Below are 13,508 nucleotides of genomic sequence, written 5' to 3'. Positions count from 1 at the left end.
CGACAGCTGTCGGCGCCGTGACCGCATTAACGGTCAAATGACTTTTCAATTATACATTTTGAAATTTTTTGCGATATTCCTGCGGGGTTAGCCCCGTCGTTTTTTTGAAAAGCTTTGAAAAATGCGAGAAGTTTCCGTAGCCCACGTTACTAGCAACGTCGCTGACGCGGTTATTCGTTTTCTCCAGCTCGATCCGCGCCTTCGCAATTCGCAGCCGTACCAAGTAATCCGTCAACGAATAACCTGTTTCTCTCCGAAATAACCGAGACAGGTAGGCAGGATTCAAATAAACGGCATCCGCCACTTGCTCCCTGCTGAACTCCTCGCCAAGGTGCTCCTCCATATAACGCTGTACCTTATCTACAACCTGGGAAACATCCTTCCCGTTCCGGTTGGCATATTCCGTTATTTGCAGGCTCAGCTGCTGCGTCCACGTTCTCATCCTCGGCAGCGATTTAAGGATGTTCTCTCCCGCTTCCCACTCTCTATGCTTGAATACATCGGTCATCTGCACCGATTTTTTGTTAAGCCACTGAAAGAGCATATTCATATACCCGTAATAGAACGAGGCCATATACGTGTAATCAACCTTTAATTGCTGCATTTGATCAAACCACTCATCAATACGCTGCGCCAATTCCGTCTGTTTTCCTGATTCGAGCAGCAGCGACCAATCAGAGAATGGCGCTGCGTGCGGAACGTTTGTCTCCTGTTCATGCGCATGTTCCTGTTCAAGAAGTATCGCACATGTATGGCTGACATTGCTGCGCTCCATCGTCAACAGGGATTGCACCGCTTCTCGAAGCTGTCTCGTTTGTGCGGGTTCTCCGATATAACAAGAAAGAGAACAATGCAGCATGTCCTTGCATTGGTTAATGAATGTTTTGCACCGCTCAGCTATAATGGAAGCCGATTGCAATTCATGCTCTAACGATTCATAAAATAGCACATAAATAATACCGCCGCCATCCTGTACAATATGTCCGTGCTCCCCATGAAGAACAAGCTCCTCGGCTGCATTTTTGATGCCGTAAGTCATGATCTCCTCATCGCGAGCAGACCACTCCTCGCGCCACTGCTCGATACTAATCAGTACAATGCGCAGGAGACTGTCCGACTTCAGCGGCAAGGCATAGGTTTGCAAGGCAGCGTCCAACTGCTGTGGCGCTGCGGATAAACGGTAGTGCAGCACGTCATGCCAGAAGCGCTCGATTAGAATCGGACGCTGCTTGCTCCACTGCTCATAGAACAAGCTGTACGTGTCTTTGATTTTGGCAAGCTGCTCCAAATCAATAACTTTGTTCAGCGCTTCCTTCACGCAAGCCTTCAACGCCTGATGATCAATCGGCTTTAGCAAATAATCGAAGCAATCCAATTGAACAGCCTGCTGCGCATACTTAAAATCCGCATGCCCGGTCAGAAATATCGTTACGCTCGAGGGAGAATGCTCGTTCACCCATTCCAGCAGATCAATACCGCTTAGGTTCGGCATGTCGATGTCTGAGAGCATGATGTGAATGGTATGCTCTATCAGCAAAGCCTGTGCTTCCTCAGCGTCAATTGCTGTATAGATATTCGCGATCGGGAGCGTCGACCAATCGATCCCTTCCACAATGCCGCGAATCGCGATTTCCTCGTCGTCCACGACCAATAGGTTATACAACGGCTTTCACCCCTTCCGTAAACTCAGGAAATACGATCTTGATGATGGCTCCGCTGCCCTCCGTTTGATTCGAGAACGTAATGGAGGTCCGCTCGCCATAGAGCAGCTGAAGCCGATGGATTACGTTCATGATGCCTAGGCTGCTGGATTCCCCTTCCTGCAGAGGTTCCTTGTTCCGCAGCTTCTCAAGCACCGATGGATCAAAGCCTACCCCGTTATCACTGATCGTTAACGTAAAGCCCTGCCCCTCGTTTAACTCAGCTGATATTCGTATGTGGAACTGCTGCCGCCTGTTCTTAAAGCCGTGAATAATGGAATTTTCCACAAACGGCTGGAGCGTCAATGCCGCAATCGGATAATGAAGGAGCTCCTCCATCCCATCGAAATGGCATTGCAGCTTATCTGGAAACCGGATCTTTTGAATGGTCATGTAGTTTTCGATATGCAGCAGCTCTTCCTTCAGCGTAATCGTATCACGGTTTGCTTTCATAATAAAACGGAAGTAGTCGGCTAAGTGGAGCGACATTATTTTGACTGAATCCGTATCGCCGATCGCTGCTAAATTGTAAATGATATTAAGGCTATTCATATAGAAATGCGGGTTGATCTGCGCTTGCAGCTGCTTCAGCTCCCCCTGCTTCACACGCAGCTGCTCCTCGTAGACGTCGATTTTCAACGTTTTAATCTGTTCGGCCATGATGTTGAACGTGTTGCCTAGAAACTCGAATTCGAGTGTCTTGTTCTTTTTCAACCGAACATCCAGCATACCCAGCGATATTTTCTTCATTCCCAGAATGAGCTCGTGCAGCGGTTTAAAAAGCATATTCCGCATAAAGAATAAATAGATGAGCAGGATAGCCAAAAAGCCGATCGGTGCAAACAATGTAGCGTTTCTGAAAAACAACAGATTCTGCAGCAACGTCTCTTCCGGAATCACAACGCGATAAGCAATGTTGACCATATCGCTCACCCGGTTCATCACGAGATAGCTCGCTCCCGTCTTGCGGTCTGTCAGTGACTCGTATGGCTTATCCGATATTTTATAGCTAAGCTCCAGCGGCGCTGAATTTTCAGTCAGGGACTCCACTAGTTGATTCCCCGAACGCAAATAAATGCCATTATGCCCGATGTCGCCATCACTCCATTGAATCGAGAGCAGCGTATTAATGTCTTGGACCTTTATCATGGCGCCCACATATAAGCCTTCAGACACCTTAATGAAGTTGATCAGAAAAAACTTGCCTGGCATGCGCTCATCGGCTCTGACCTCCCAAGTGTGCTGATCGTTCTGCTCCAGATTTTTCACCGTGGTCATCGTATCCATATGCGACTTGATAATTTTTTTGGTATCGTTATAGACGCTGTCCGTCCCGAAAATGATATCGTTCTGATGATATAAAAAAACAGCGTCAATGATATTGTAGACACCGACATCTCTATTCAGCTTGGCATCGATTCGTATTTTCGTAAGCGTGTAGCCATCGCTGTCCATGGGAAACGACATAAGCAGGCCGACGTCAGAATCAAGAACAGACATTTTGTAGAGATAATCATTGATCTGCGATAAATTATGATCGGTCTGACCGACATAAATGTCCAATGTATTTCGATACGTTTCGGATACCTTTTCCCGCACGATATCACGTGAATAGCTGTTATTAATAAGCATGTATGCGACTACCGGCAGCATAACGGCCATAAATCCAATAATAAGACGTGTTCTAATCGATTTGCCAAACCCCACGTGCCGCCTTCCCCCTAACATGTATCAACCCGTGTCTAATTCTACCATTTAAAGCGCTTACGCGAAATCATCTTTAAGAGAAAACAATGACGGAAGAAAGATACGTTTTGTATCATAATTACTGATTTTCAATGTAAAAGCACTGTTTTTCACCTACTCTCTTGCAATCATTGCTTTTATACTGAGTATGAATTTCATAGAAAGCTGCTTGAACAACGGCAATAAAAGCGAGGTGAGGATCAGAACACAAATGTAAGCGCAATCAAATTTAAGGCAAATTCGATAAGGATGGTGACCATTTCATGGGTTGGTACTCGGCCAAAGCATTGAGAAAGGTTTGGACAGCGACAACAGGTCTTGCCCTATTGCTTGGAACGACACTGCATGCTTCCGCTTCTGATTTACCGAATCACGTTGCAGCCAAAAGCAGCTCCGGCGTTCAGCTGGAATATTTGGATCGAGGTTTAGTCGCAGCCGCTACATCGCAAGGTGTGTTTTTAAGCTGGAGGCTGCTAGGCAATGAAGTAACCGGTTATTCTGCTACCGGGATGACCGGCACTAATTTCAATATTTACCGCGATGGCGTCCAAATAGCCACTGTGGAGGATAGCACAAACTATTCCGATACGGCTGGCACGGCTGCTTCGCTCTATTATGTTGCTGCTGTAGTTGACGGCAAAGAAACCGAACAGAGCGAAGCCATAGCACCATGGAGCAATGCTTATTACAATTTACCGTTGCAGAAACCAGCAGACGGAATAACCCCTGTCGGCGAAGCCTATACCTATGCAGCCACGGATATGAGCGTGGGCGATGTTGACGGCGATGGACAGTACGAGTACTTTGTGAAATGGGATCCCTCTAACTCCAAGGACGTATCGCAGAAGGGCTACACGGGTAACGTTTATATCGATGCTTATCGCTTCGACGGCAAGCTGCTCTACCGAATTGATCTCGGGGTGAACATTCGGGCAGGTGCCCACTATACGGAATTTATGGTTTACGACTTTGATGGTGACGGTAAAGCAGAACTCATGTTCAAAACCGCTCCAGGAACAAAAATCAATAAATACGACGCACAGGGTGCCAGGTTATCCGAGCAGTATATTACAATGCCGGATGACGATCTTGCAGCAGGGTACAGTCATTCCGATGATTACCGCGTAAGCCGCCAAGGCTATTTCAATCATGTCGTCGATATGTTTATGGATTGGCATAACCATGCAGAGGTCATCAACGGGAACTGGCCTGCAACGCTCGAAGAGAGCTTCGGTATCGCAAAGCAGTACAACTACCCACTCTCCCGCTTAGATGCCGAAGCGTTGGCTAACTATTTCATGGATGTGTATGCCCCTGGAAGGAGCGCCAACAATAAGCTTCGTGAATTTGAGGGCTTTATTCTCAAAGGGCCTGAATATTTAACCGTATTTGAGGGTGAAACCGGCACAGAGCTGGAAACCATCCACTATAAGCCGGGTCGTACTGACGATGGTCTGTTATGGGGCGATTACGCCATGGGACGAATTGAGCCGGGAAATCGCGTTGATCGTTTTCTTGCTGGTGTCGCTTATTTGGACGGGGCGAAGCCCTATGCCGTCTTTGCGCGAGGCTATTACACGCGAACGACACTCGTCTCTTACGAATGGGACGGCGATCATTTGCAAGAGCATTGGTTCGTTGACAGCGGCTTCGCACCTATGTCGAACCCCTTTAACGATAGTCCGCATGGCAAGCTTGGCACTGATCCGCTGTTAGGCTCATTGAATACGCAAGGCGCGCATTCCTTAAGCACCGCGGACGTTGACGGGGATGGCAAACAAGAAATTGTTTATGGTTCATCCACGATTGATCATGACGGAACCTTGTTGTACAGCTCCTCCGCCGAGCTTCCTGCCGGCAGCGCCAATCCAGGCGTTATCGCAGGCTTAGGCCATGGGGATGCGCTTCATGTTACCGATATTGATCCGGATCGACCTGGGCTTGAAATTTTCATGGTACATGAAGGCGCTACCTATGCACCTTATGGCTATGCGCTGAGAGACGCCGAAACAGGCGAGGTTATTTACGGCGAATATACAGGCAAAGATACTGGCCGAGGCATGGTTGGCGACGTAGACCCCGCCCATAAAGGACTTGAAACATGGGCTGTCGGATTATGGACCGCCTCCGGTACGAGAATCAGCACAACCGCTCCTGGTACGAACATGAATATTAAATGGGCTGCGGACATGACGACACAACTGGTCAATGGCTCGGGCAACAGCACGCCCAGTATCGATGACTGGAAGCGCGGACGCTTGCTGACAGCGACCGATACGAGAACCAATAATGGTACGAAAGGAAATCCGTCCCTGGTGGCTGATATTTTTGGGGATTGGAGAGAAGAATTGCTCTTACGCACCGCAGACAGCTCCTCAATCCGAATCTTCATTAGCACGGAGGTTACGAATCGCAAGCTGTATACGCTCATGCATGATGCGCAATACCGTACCGGCATTGCTTGGCAGAATACAACCTATAATCAGCCAGCTTATCCAAGCTTTTATTTTGCTTCCGATACTTCATTCGCACATGTACCCATCCCGAATTTTTGGACGCCGAGAGTAGACAATGATGGAACAAGCGGAGGTTTCATTAACGGACCCGGTGCAAGTGAAATTGGAGATAGCTTCTCTGTATTCTACGGATTGGCAGAACCGCCGACGGACATAGTTGCTCAGGATGTTACGATTACCTATGATGCGAATTCGCTTGAGCTGGTCGGTTCCCCAACTGCTCTTGATGAGTCGAGAATAACGCTCGTAGATTCCAAAATCGACACGCCTGGGGCAGTCAGGATTCTAGGGGTTCATTTAGGCGAGCAAGCGCTGCATGCAGCTGGTGAGCTTATCAAGCTGACCTTCAAGGTAAAAGATACGGCTCCAGCAGGCATATCGAATATTGCGATCTCTAAGCTCCATGTTGCAAGCAGCACTGGAGCGGAGTCGGAGCTTCAAGGCGAGACGCACGGCGTAGAAATTGGCGTTGATAAAGGCGCATTGACAGCGCTGATCGCAAATGCTCAGCATCAGCATGACACGGCTGTTGAAGGTAATCGCATCGGACAATATCCGATAGGCTCCAAAGCCGATCTCCAAGCAGCGATCAACCTGGCGAAAACAGTTTCCGCAGCTGCTTCTTCTACTCAGGCTCAAATTGCGCAAGCAGCGCTCGACTTGAATGCTGCACTGCAAACCTTCCTTGATCTTGTCATCGAGAAGGTCGAAGGCGATTACAATAACGACAACGCAACCAGCGTCGGCGATCTTGCGCTCATGGCCAAAGCCTATGGCAAAACATCCGCTGATTCCGATTGGAGCATCGTTAAAGCTTTTGATCTGAACAAAGATAATATCATCGATATTCAGGATCTCGTCGTACTAGCAAAACTCATTCTGAATTGGTAACCAACTGCTCGTAACTTCAGCAACCGTTCCGAACCGCGGGAGGAGGAATCCATTTCTTCCTCTCGCGCATTTTTCGTTAAAGGATGGTCCTCGCATATGAAATATAAAACCCTATCGGCATATCTTGTTATTATCTTGCTAATCGGCATTCTATTGCGTCCAGCAATGGCATTTGGTGAAGCTCTGCCTTCGTTTTCACTGGCGATCTCTCAACCAACGGCAGTCGTCAGCCAAGATGTACGCATTACGGTGGAAGGCATACAGCTGGTCGATTTGTATGGCTATGAGCTGCGTTTGCGCTATGATACTTCCAAACTTCGCTTCAAAAGCGCGTCAGCACATGAAACAGGTCTCTCTGTTCCAACTGCAGCCAAGGATGGGGAAATCGTATTCGCGCATACAAAGCTTGGCAAAAGCCCTGGCGATAATGGCAATGCCAGCCTTGCAACCTTAGCCTTCGAAACGATTGCACCCGGTTCGGCTGCCGTTAGCCTAGAGAGAATAAAGCTGGTGGACAGTAAAGCTGCTGCCGTCACAATATCCCCAAAAAACATCAAAGCTATTTTCATCATTAAGCTGCAGAATGATTATCAAGCTCCTCCAGATCTTATGGGCCACTGGGCAGAAGCTAATGTGCTGCGTGCGATTGAGCTTGGCTTCGTCACGGGTTACCCTGATGGAACCTTTCGACCTAATAACTTGGTCACAAGAGCAGAATATACAGCAATGCTAGTACGTGCCGTTCAGCTCCCCATAACCGTTAACAGCGAAGTTACATTAGATTTTACTGATATTGACCTTATCCACAATTGGGCTAAACCTTATATTGCTGAAGCAGCTTCAGCAGGCGTTATATCCGGGTATGAGGACCGTACGTTCCGAGCACAGAACCAAATCAATCGTGCGGAGATGGCGGTTATTCTCGCTCGTACAGCAGGCTTCGATCTAACCAAATCAGTCACAACGCTATTTTCCGACCATGAGCAAATACCGAGCTGGGCTAAAGCAGCGATTATTGAATCTGTTCATAACAGGCTTCTAGAGGGCAGAGGGAACAATCTGTTCGCTCCAAGTGCCTATACCACACGCGCTGAAGCACTAACCGCTATCCTCAAGCTGCGAGATTTGCAGAACATGCAATAGAACAGCAAAAAGGCGCCTTTGGGATCGCATCCCGCAAGCGCCTTTCCTTTATGCTATTTACTGAATCTCTACCTTTTTCTTCAAGAGATAGACTGTAAGATATATGAGGGCTCCCGTAAATAACGTCTCCAGCAAAAACGTGCCGAAAAAATAGTCCACTTTCAGATTCGAGCTTAGCGTCACGCTGGTCGTATCTCCTACATCACTAGTAATAGAAACGAAACCTGCAGACGATTCGTTATCACCAAACAGCAAGTAATCGATCCATATGAGCAAAGAGTGGATCGCAAAGAAGAAAATAATGCCTATCCACGCAGCTCCCTTAAACCGGAAGCATCCTGCGACGGTAATAGATGCAAGAATAGAAATAATGAACAAGGTGTACGCCCACAAAATCTCTACGATAACAATGGCTTTGGCAGCACCTACAAATTTAATGTTATCTTTAATGAAAGACCAATCGTTATTGGAAAAGGCAGCGAAGATTGGGATATGGATAGCTGCTATCAACGTGATTAGGCCTAAAACAATCCAGCATAGCAGGATAGAAGCCCCTATTCCCTTTATTGGATGCTGCGGAAGCAGCCTTCTGCTGTACGATTTTATATTGGTGTCGAATGTCCGCAAGCTATGAATAAACAATAAAATAAACGCAAGCACGTAACCGAATATGCTTAATCCGACAATCAGATTTTCGTCCCAGTCTTTCACTAATCCAACGATGCTAAGCGCGGCTTGCACAATAATCAATATGGCCAGCGTGCTAAGAATACCGTCATTGCTCCGCTTCCAATCGTACTTCAGCAGCTTAATCATTCTCCGAATACCTCCTTGAACATTTCATCGACGCTTTTGCCATGCTTAAGCCGGATGTTCTCTACTTCGTCCTGCAGCACAATTTCTCCCTCGCGAATGAAGACCACTTCATCAAAAATCCGCTCAATATCACGTACAAGGTGAGTCGAGACAAGCAAGCTGCTTTCCTCGTTATAATAGTTAACGATCGCATCTAGTATCTTTGCTCTTGCTACCGGATCAACCCCGCCGATTGGTTCATCGAGCAGATAAAGCTTTGCGTTGCGAGATAATGTAAGCGTAAGCTGCAGACGCTCATTCATTCCCTTTGACAACTCTATAACACGATCCCGTTTGTTCAGTTTCATAAAGCCAAGCATATCCTCTGCTTTCGCCGCATCAAAGTCCGCATAAAACTCTTTGTAAAATAAAACCGCATCCTCAACCCGCATCCATTTCTCAGTCAGCGGCCGATCGGGCATGAAGGAGGTTATTTTTTTCGTTTCTAGCCCTACCTCCATGCCTCCAACTTGAACGGTGCCTGAAGCTGGATGAATGAGGCCCGCTGCTAGCTTCATGAGCGTACTTTTACCGCTGCCGTTGCTGCCAAGCAGTCCGATTATTTTACCTGCGCCTAATTGGAGCGACACCTGTTTCAGCGCCTTCTTGCCGCCATAGGATTTGGATACGTCCTTCAATTGCAATATGCTCTCCACAGTATCATCTCTCCTATTCATTATCCTTATCTTCCACAGCTTGCGAAACGATGTTTACGATATCTTGATTAGCAAAGCCAAGCTCTTGCATCCCATGTATAAAGCGGCCTAGCAGATCGCCAGCCATTTCCTTTTTGATCTCCATAATTTTCGACTCCTCACTCGTCACGTATCTGCCCAGTCCGCGCTTTGTCTCTACGATTTGCTCACGCTCCAGCTCTTGAAAAGCACGCTGAACCGTGTTTGGATTAATTTGAAGTTCAACAGCAAGCTCCCGTACCGCTGGTATTTTATCGCCAGACTTGAGCTTTCCAACTATAATTTCTTTTTTGATATGGTTCATAATTTGCAAGTAGATAGGTAAGTTATTATCGAATTCTATGCTCACAATTCCCCCTGCTCCTCTCCGATGCCATTTTGTTCAGCCTTAGCCTACTAAGCGATGTCACGTTTTTTAAATGAAACAAAACTCACTGCAATAAACAAGCAAACATAAATCGCACTAATGGCGCTTGGAAATACTAAATCATTAATTGTTGAATTTTCACCTGCAAACAACGACAAATCCATATTCATGAATAGAAGATATTTCGAAAACTCATATCGAGAGAGGAGCATTTGGATGAGGCCTTCAAGCAAGACTGCCGTCATTCCAATCCCAATCGTCGCACCCGTCGAACGTGTCAAGATGCCGAACATAAAGGTTAAGCTAACATAAATCAAAGTATAAACCGTTTGAAAAAGAATGCCTTTTGCGACTAGCAGCCATGTACCATCACCTGAGGCCGTTGCGAATCCAAATAATGCTCCGCTCGATGCTAATGCTGCAGCAATCGTAAAAATAATAAGCGAAACCGCAAACAGAATAGCCGCGACATATTTTGATGCCAAGATTTTGCTTCTGCCATGCGCTCTAATAAGCAAAAACTTGATAGTTCCTAGTTGATGCTCCTTAGCGACAATCCCTGCTGTGAAGATGACAGCTATGATCGTAACGATCTGGCCTACCCCGTTCGTCGTCATAATGGAAGCTGTAAAATCAAGCATGGAAGGCAGCTCCTCGCTCGATAGCTGCTTGATCAAAAAAGCGAAGCCTATCACTGTTACGAGCATTACAGCATATCCAATAAAAAAGCTTCGTTTTTTGGACATTTTCAACCATTCATTTGTGATTAATCCGCCGAAGTTATGCAATGCGGCTGCCTCCTGTCCATTTGAGGAATTCCTCTTCAAGTGATAGCTTGGTTTCAGTAATTCGGTATATTTTAATTTTCCCTTCACCCAGCTTTGCAACAACTTGTGGGATCAGCTCATCCTGCAAGGAAAGAACGATTTCATTACGCTCCTTATCGAGTCCTGCAACCTCAACCCCATGAATAGCGGACGATATCTTATACGCGCTGTCCAGCTGATCCACACGAATTTTAACCGTCAGCAGCTGTGACTGCTCCTTTCCTTGATGCAAGTCTCGCTCGGTCACATATTTTCCTTCTTGGATGACAACAACCCGGCTGCACATGAGCTCCATTTCAGATAGCAAGTGGCTCGATACGAGAATTGAAATGCCTTCATGGTCTGCAATATGCTGCAAATACTGGCGCATCTCCCGAATGCCTGCTGGATCTAAACCGTTAGTCGGCTCATCGAGAATTAGCAAGGATGGGTTGCCTAGCAGCGCTTGTGCAATACCCAATCGCTGCCGCATGCCAAGAGAGTACGCCTTGACCTTCTTGTTCATAGCTGCTTCCAAACCAACCAGCTCAGTAACGATCTTGATGCGTTCATCCGTTATTCCGCTGTCCATCCTCTGATACTGTTTTAGATTATCCCACCCACTCATGTACGGATAAAACTCAGGGTTTTCAATAATAGCGCCGATATGACGAATGGCATTGCTGAAATCATTACGGATGCTATGCCCCTGTACGAACACGTCTCCCTCCGACATTTGAATAAGGCCTACCAGCATCCTGATTGTTGTCGTTTTCCCAGCGCCATTCGGACCAAGTAAACCGACTATTTCCCCTTTTTGAATAGTAAACGACATGCGATCAACAATCGTTTTACCGCCAATTCGTTTCGTTACTTGCTGTAAGGAAAGGACAGGCGCAGTTTCTTTTATAGCAGATGTTACAGCCATCTTTGCAACCTCCAGTGTTCTTGTGTGTTAGTTAAATAGTACACTAGTCAAAGAGAGCTGTAAAGAGGCTATTTCATAATTTATAAAACCAAGCACAAAAAAACTCTTAAGATCATAAAGATCTTAAGAGTTTGAGTTTAAAATATGATGCCGATGAGAGGACTCGAACCTCCACGGTTTCCCTCACGATTTTGAGTCGCGCGCGTCTGCCATTCCGCCACATCGGCAAATCAGTAAAGATGGCGTGCCCTAAGAGATTCGAACTCCTGGCCTTTTGATTCGTAGTCAAACGCTCTATCCAGCTGAGCTAAGGGCACATATGTTATTACAAGAGAAGATTGTGGAGGCGCCACCCAGACTCGAACTGGGGGTAGAGCTTTTGCAGAGCTCTGCCTTACCACTTGGCTATGGCGCCAAATAAATGGAGCGGAAGACGGGAATCGAACCCGCGACCCTCGCCTTGGCAAGGCGATGCTCTACCGCTGAGCCACTTCCGCAAATAAATGGCTGGGGATTCAGGGATCGAACCTGAGAATGACGGAGTCAAAGTCCGTTGCCTTACCGCTTGGCTAATCCCCAACATGAAACATCTGTTTTAAAATTAATGGGGCGATCGAGGGGAATTGAACCCCCGAGTGTCGGATCCACAAACCGATGCGTTAACCACTTCGCCACGACCGCCATATTGATATATTTAGTTGGCAGGGGCAGCAGGAATTGAACCCACACCAAAGGTTTTGGAGACCTTTGTTCTACCTTTAAACTATGCCCCTAAGGTAAACTGGTGGAGGATGATGGATTCGAACCACCGAACTCAGAGAGAGCAGATTTACAGTCTGCCGTGTTTAGCCACTTCACTAATCCTCCATGTGGTGCCGTCGAGAGGACTTGAACCCCCAACCTACTGATTACAAGTCAGTTGCTCTACCAGTTGAGCTACAACGGCATATTCACTTGTTTATTGCTTGTACTTCTAAAATGGTGGCTCGGGACGGAATCGAACCGCCGACACGAGGATTTTCAGTCCTCTGCTCTACCGACTGAGCTACCGAGCCTGATGTTTTTTGAATGGCGGAGCTGACGGGATTCGAACCCGCGGTCTCCTGCGTGACAGGCAGGCATGTTGGGCCACTACACCACAGCTCCACATCAAATTCTCGGAAACTTCCGAATGGTAAAGATTTTTGGTTGCGGGGGCAGGATTTGAACCTGCGGCCTTCGGGTTATGAGCCCGACGAGCTACCGGGCTGCTCCACCCCGCGTCGTTACAAAAATAATGGTGGAGGATGACGGGATCGAACCGCCGACCCTCTGCTTGTAAGGCAGATGCTCTCCCAGCTGAGCTAATCCTCCATGTTGAGCGACCTTTATATCTTATCATAGGCACTTTGCTCTTGTCAATAACTTTTTGAAAAGTAAATGGTGACCCGTAGGGGACTCGAACCCCTGTTACCTCCGTGAAAGGGAGGTGTCTTAACCACTTGACCAACGGGCCTTGCTGGCAGAGAGGAAGGGATTCGAACCCTCGAGACCCGGTTAGAGCCTACACGATTTCCAATCGTGCTCCTTCGACCACTCGGACACCTCTCTACAATGGCTCCCCGAACAGGACTCGAACCTGTGACAACTCGATTAACAGTCGAGTGCTCTACCAACTGAGCTATCAGGGAATATAAGCAATTTCAAAGCAAGTTACGCCCTGAAAACTGGATACGAAAGATAAGGTTGCTGAACCTTTACTGCTGCTGTCTACCGGATGTATGGGTCCGAGTAAACGTGTTTAGGATAAGCCCTCGACCGATTAGTATTCGTCAGCTACACACATTGCTGTGCTTCCACCCCGAACCTATCAACCTCGTCG

Annotated in this window: 9 protein-coding genes and 16 tRNA genes; 2 read left to right on the top strand and 23 right to left on the bottom strand. The window is 47.2% G+C overall.

Features of this window, described 5'->3' with window-relative positions:
• Positions 1–49: 49 nt before the first annotated feature.
• Together FHS16_RS23960 and FHS16_RS23955 are read right to left on the bottom strand one after the other, a co-directional pair.
• On the bottom strand, positions 50–1,663 hold the full coding sequence (locus FHS16_RS23960) for a helix-turn-helix domain-containing protein (protein ID WP_183568900.1): 1,614 nt from the start codon (positions 1,661–1,663) through the stop codon (positions 50–52).
• Positions 1,656–3,407 (bottom strand): sensor histidine kinase, encoded by a 1,752-nt coding sequence (locus FHS16_RS23955; protein ID WP_183568898.1) that lies wholly within the window; start codon positions 3,405–3,407, stop codon positions 1,656–1,658. Before FHS16_RS23955 ends, FHS16_RS23960 begins: the two co-directional genes overlap by 8 nt.
• 302 nt (positions 3,408–3,709) lie before the next feature.
• On the opposite strand from FHS16_RS23955, the gene FHS16_RS23950 reads away from it, so the two are divergent.
• Complete coding sequence (locus tag FHS16_RS23950; protein ID WP_183568896.1) at positions 3,710–6,853, top strand: rhamnogalacturonan lyase family protein; 3,144 nt, start codon at positions 3,710–3,712, stop codon at positions 6,851–6,853.
• A gap of 96 nt (positions 6,854–6,949) precedes the next feature.
• The gene (locus FHS16_RS23945; RefSeq protein ID WP_183568893.1) at positions 6,950–7,996 is read left to right on the top strand and encodes an S-layer homology domain-containing protein; all 1,047 of its coding nucleotides are present in this window, start codon (positions 6,950–6,952) and stop codon (positions 7,994–7,996) included.
• A 57-nt stretch (positions 7,997–8,053) separates the two neighbouring features.
• Here the strand turns inward: FHS16_RS23945 and FHS16_RS23940 are convergent, their stop codons facing one another.
• From FHS16_RS23940 to FHS16_RS23840, 21 genes are all read right to left on the bottom strand, one after another.
• Positions 8,054–8,812, bottom strand: a complete 759-nt coding sequence (locus tag FHS16_RS23940) for a hypothetical protein (protein ID WP_183568891.1) — start codon at positions 8,810–8,812, stop codon at positions 8,054–8,056.
• Entirely contained in the window at positions 8,809–9,507 is a 699-nt protein-coding gene (locus FHS16_RS23935) for an ABC transporter ATP-binding protein (protein ID WP_183568889.1), read from the bottom strand. The genes FHS16_RS23940 and FHS16_RS23935 overlap by 4 nt, the downstream gene beginning before the upstream one ends.
• A 13-nt stretch (positions 9,508–9,520) precedes the next feature.
• Complete coding sequence (locus tag FHS16_RS23930; protein WP_183568887.1) at positions 9,521–9,895, bottom strand: GntR family transcriptional regulator; 375 nt, start codon at positions 9,893–9,895, stop codon at positions 9,521–9,523.
• 47 nt (positions 9,896–9,942) lie between these two features.
• On the bottom strand, positions 9,943–10,701 hold the full coding sequence (locus tag FHS16_RS23925) for an ABC transporter permease (RefSeq protein WP_183568885.1): 759 nt from the start codon (positions 10,699–10,701) through the stop codon (positions 9,943–9,945).
• Positions 10,694–11,647, bottom strand: coding sequence for an ABC transporter ATP-binding protein (locus FHS16_RS23920; RefSeq protein WP_183568883.1), 954 nt, complete (start codon positions 11,645–11,647; stop codon positions 10,694–10,696). Before FHS16_RS23920 ends, FHS16_RS23925 begins: the two co-directional genes overlap by 8 nt.
• A 148-nt stretch (positions 11,648–11,795) precedes the next feature.
• Positions 11,796–11,874, bottom strand: a tRNA-Leu gene (locus FHS16_RS23915).
• 13 nt (positions 11,875–11,887) lie between these two features.
• Positions 11,888–11,964, bottom strand: a tRNA-Arg gene (locus tag FHS16_RS23910).
• Positions 11,965–11,988: 24 nt separating this feature from the next.
• A tRNA-Cys gene (locus tag FHS16_RS23905) sits at positions 11,989–12,062 on the bottom strand.
• Between the two features lie 7 nt (positions 12,063–12,069).
• Positions 12,070–12,144 (bottom strand) — tRNA-Gly (locus FHS16_RS23900).
• Positions 12,145–12,151: 7 nt separating this feature from the next.
• Positions 12,152–12,226 (bottom strand) — tRNA-Gln (locus FHS16_RS23895).
• A 26-nt stretch (positions 12,227–12,252) separates the two neighbouring features.
• Positions 12,253–12,328: transfer RNA gene (locus FHS16_RS23890), tRNA-His, on the bottom strand.
• 18 nt (positions 12,329–12,346) lie between these two features.
• Positions 12,347–12,420, bottom strand: a tRNA-Trp gene (locus FHS16_RS23885).
• A 9-nt stretch (positions 12,421–12,429) separates the two neighbouring features.
• A tRNA-Tyr gene (locus FHS16_RS23880) sits at positions 12,430–12,514 on the bottom strand.
• A gap of 3 nt (positions 12,515–12,517) precedes the next feature.
• Positions 12,518–12,593: transfer RNA gene (locus FHS16_RS23875), tRNA-Thr, on the bottom strand.
• A 33-nt stretch (positions 12,594–12,626) separates the two neighbouring features.
• Positions 12,627–12,702 (bottom strand) — tRNA-Phe (locus FHS16_RS23870).
• A 14-nt stretch (positions 12,703–12,716) separates the two neighbouring features.
• Positions 12,717–12,793: transfer RNA gene (locus FHS16_RS23865), tRNA-Asp, on the bottom strand.
• Between the two features lie 39 nt (positions 12,794–12,832).
• Positions 12,833–12,909: transfer RNA gene (locus FHS16_RS23860), tRNA-Met, on the bottom strand.
• Between the two features lie 15 nt (positions 12,910–12,924).
• A tRNA-Val gene (locus FHS16_RS23855) sits at positions 12,925–13,000 on the bottom strand.
• Between the two features lie 67 nt (positions 13,001–13,067).
• Positions 13,068–13,142: transfer RNA gene (locus FHS16_RS23850), tRNA-Glu, on the bottom strand.
• Between the two features lie 4 nt (positions 13,143–13,146).
• Positions 13,147–13,237, bottom strand: a tRNA-Ser gene (locus FHS16_RS23845).
• Positions 13,238–13,241: 4 nt separating this feature from the next.
• Positions 13,242–13,317 (bottom strand) — tRNA-Asn (locus FHS16_RS23840).
• Between the last annotated feature and the right edge of the window lie 191 nt (positions 13,318–13,508).

The organism is Paenibacillus endophyticus (assembly GCF_014192395.1).
Classification (GTDB): Bacteria; Bacillota; Bacilli; order Paenibacillales; family Paenibacillaceae; genus Pristimantibacillus; species Pristimantibacillus endophyticus.
This window is presented reverse-complemented; position numbering and strand designations above follow the sequence as displayed.

Coding starts and splice junctions, on each gene's coding strand:
- FHS16_RS23950 (WP_183568896.1), top strand. CDS start 3,710: ATGGGTTGGTACTCGGCCAAAGCATTGAGAAAGGTTTGGACAGCGACA.
- FHS16_RS23945 (WP_183568893.1), top strand. CDS start 6,950: ATGAAATATAAAACCCTATCGGCATATCTTGTTATTATCTTGCTAATC.
- FHS16_RS23940 (WP_183568891.1), bottom strand. CDS start 8,812: ATGATTAAGCTGCTGAAGTACGATTGGAAGCGGAGCAATGACGGTATT.
- FHS16_RS23920 (WP_183568883.1), bottom strand. CDS start 11,647: ATGGCTGTAACATCTGCTATAAAAGAAACTGCGCCTGTCCTTTCCTTA.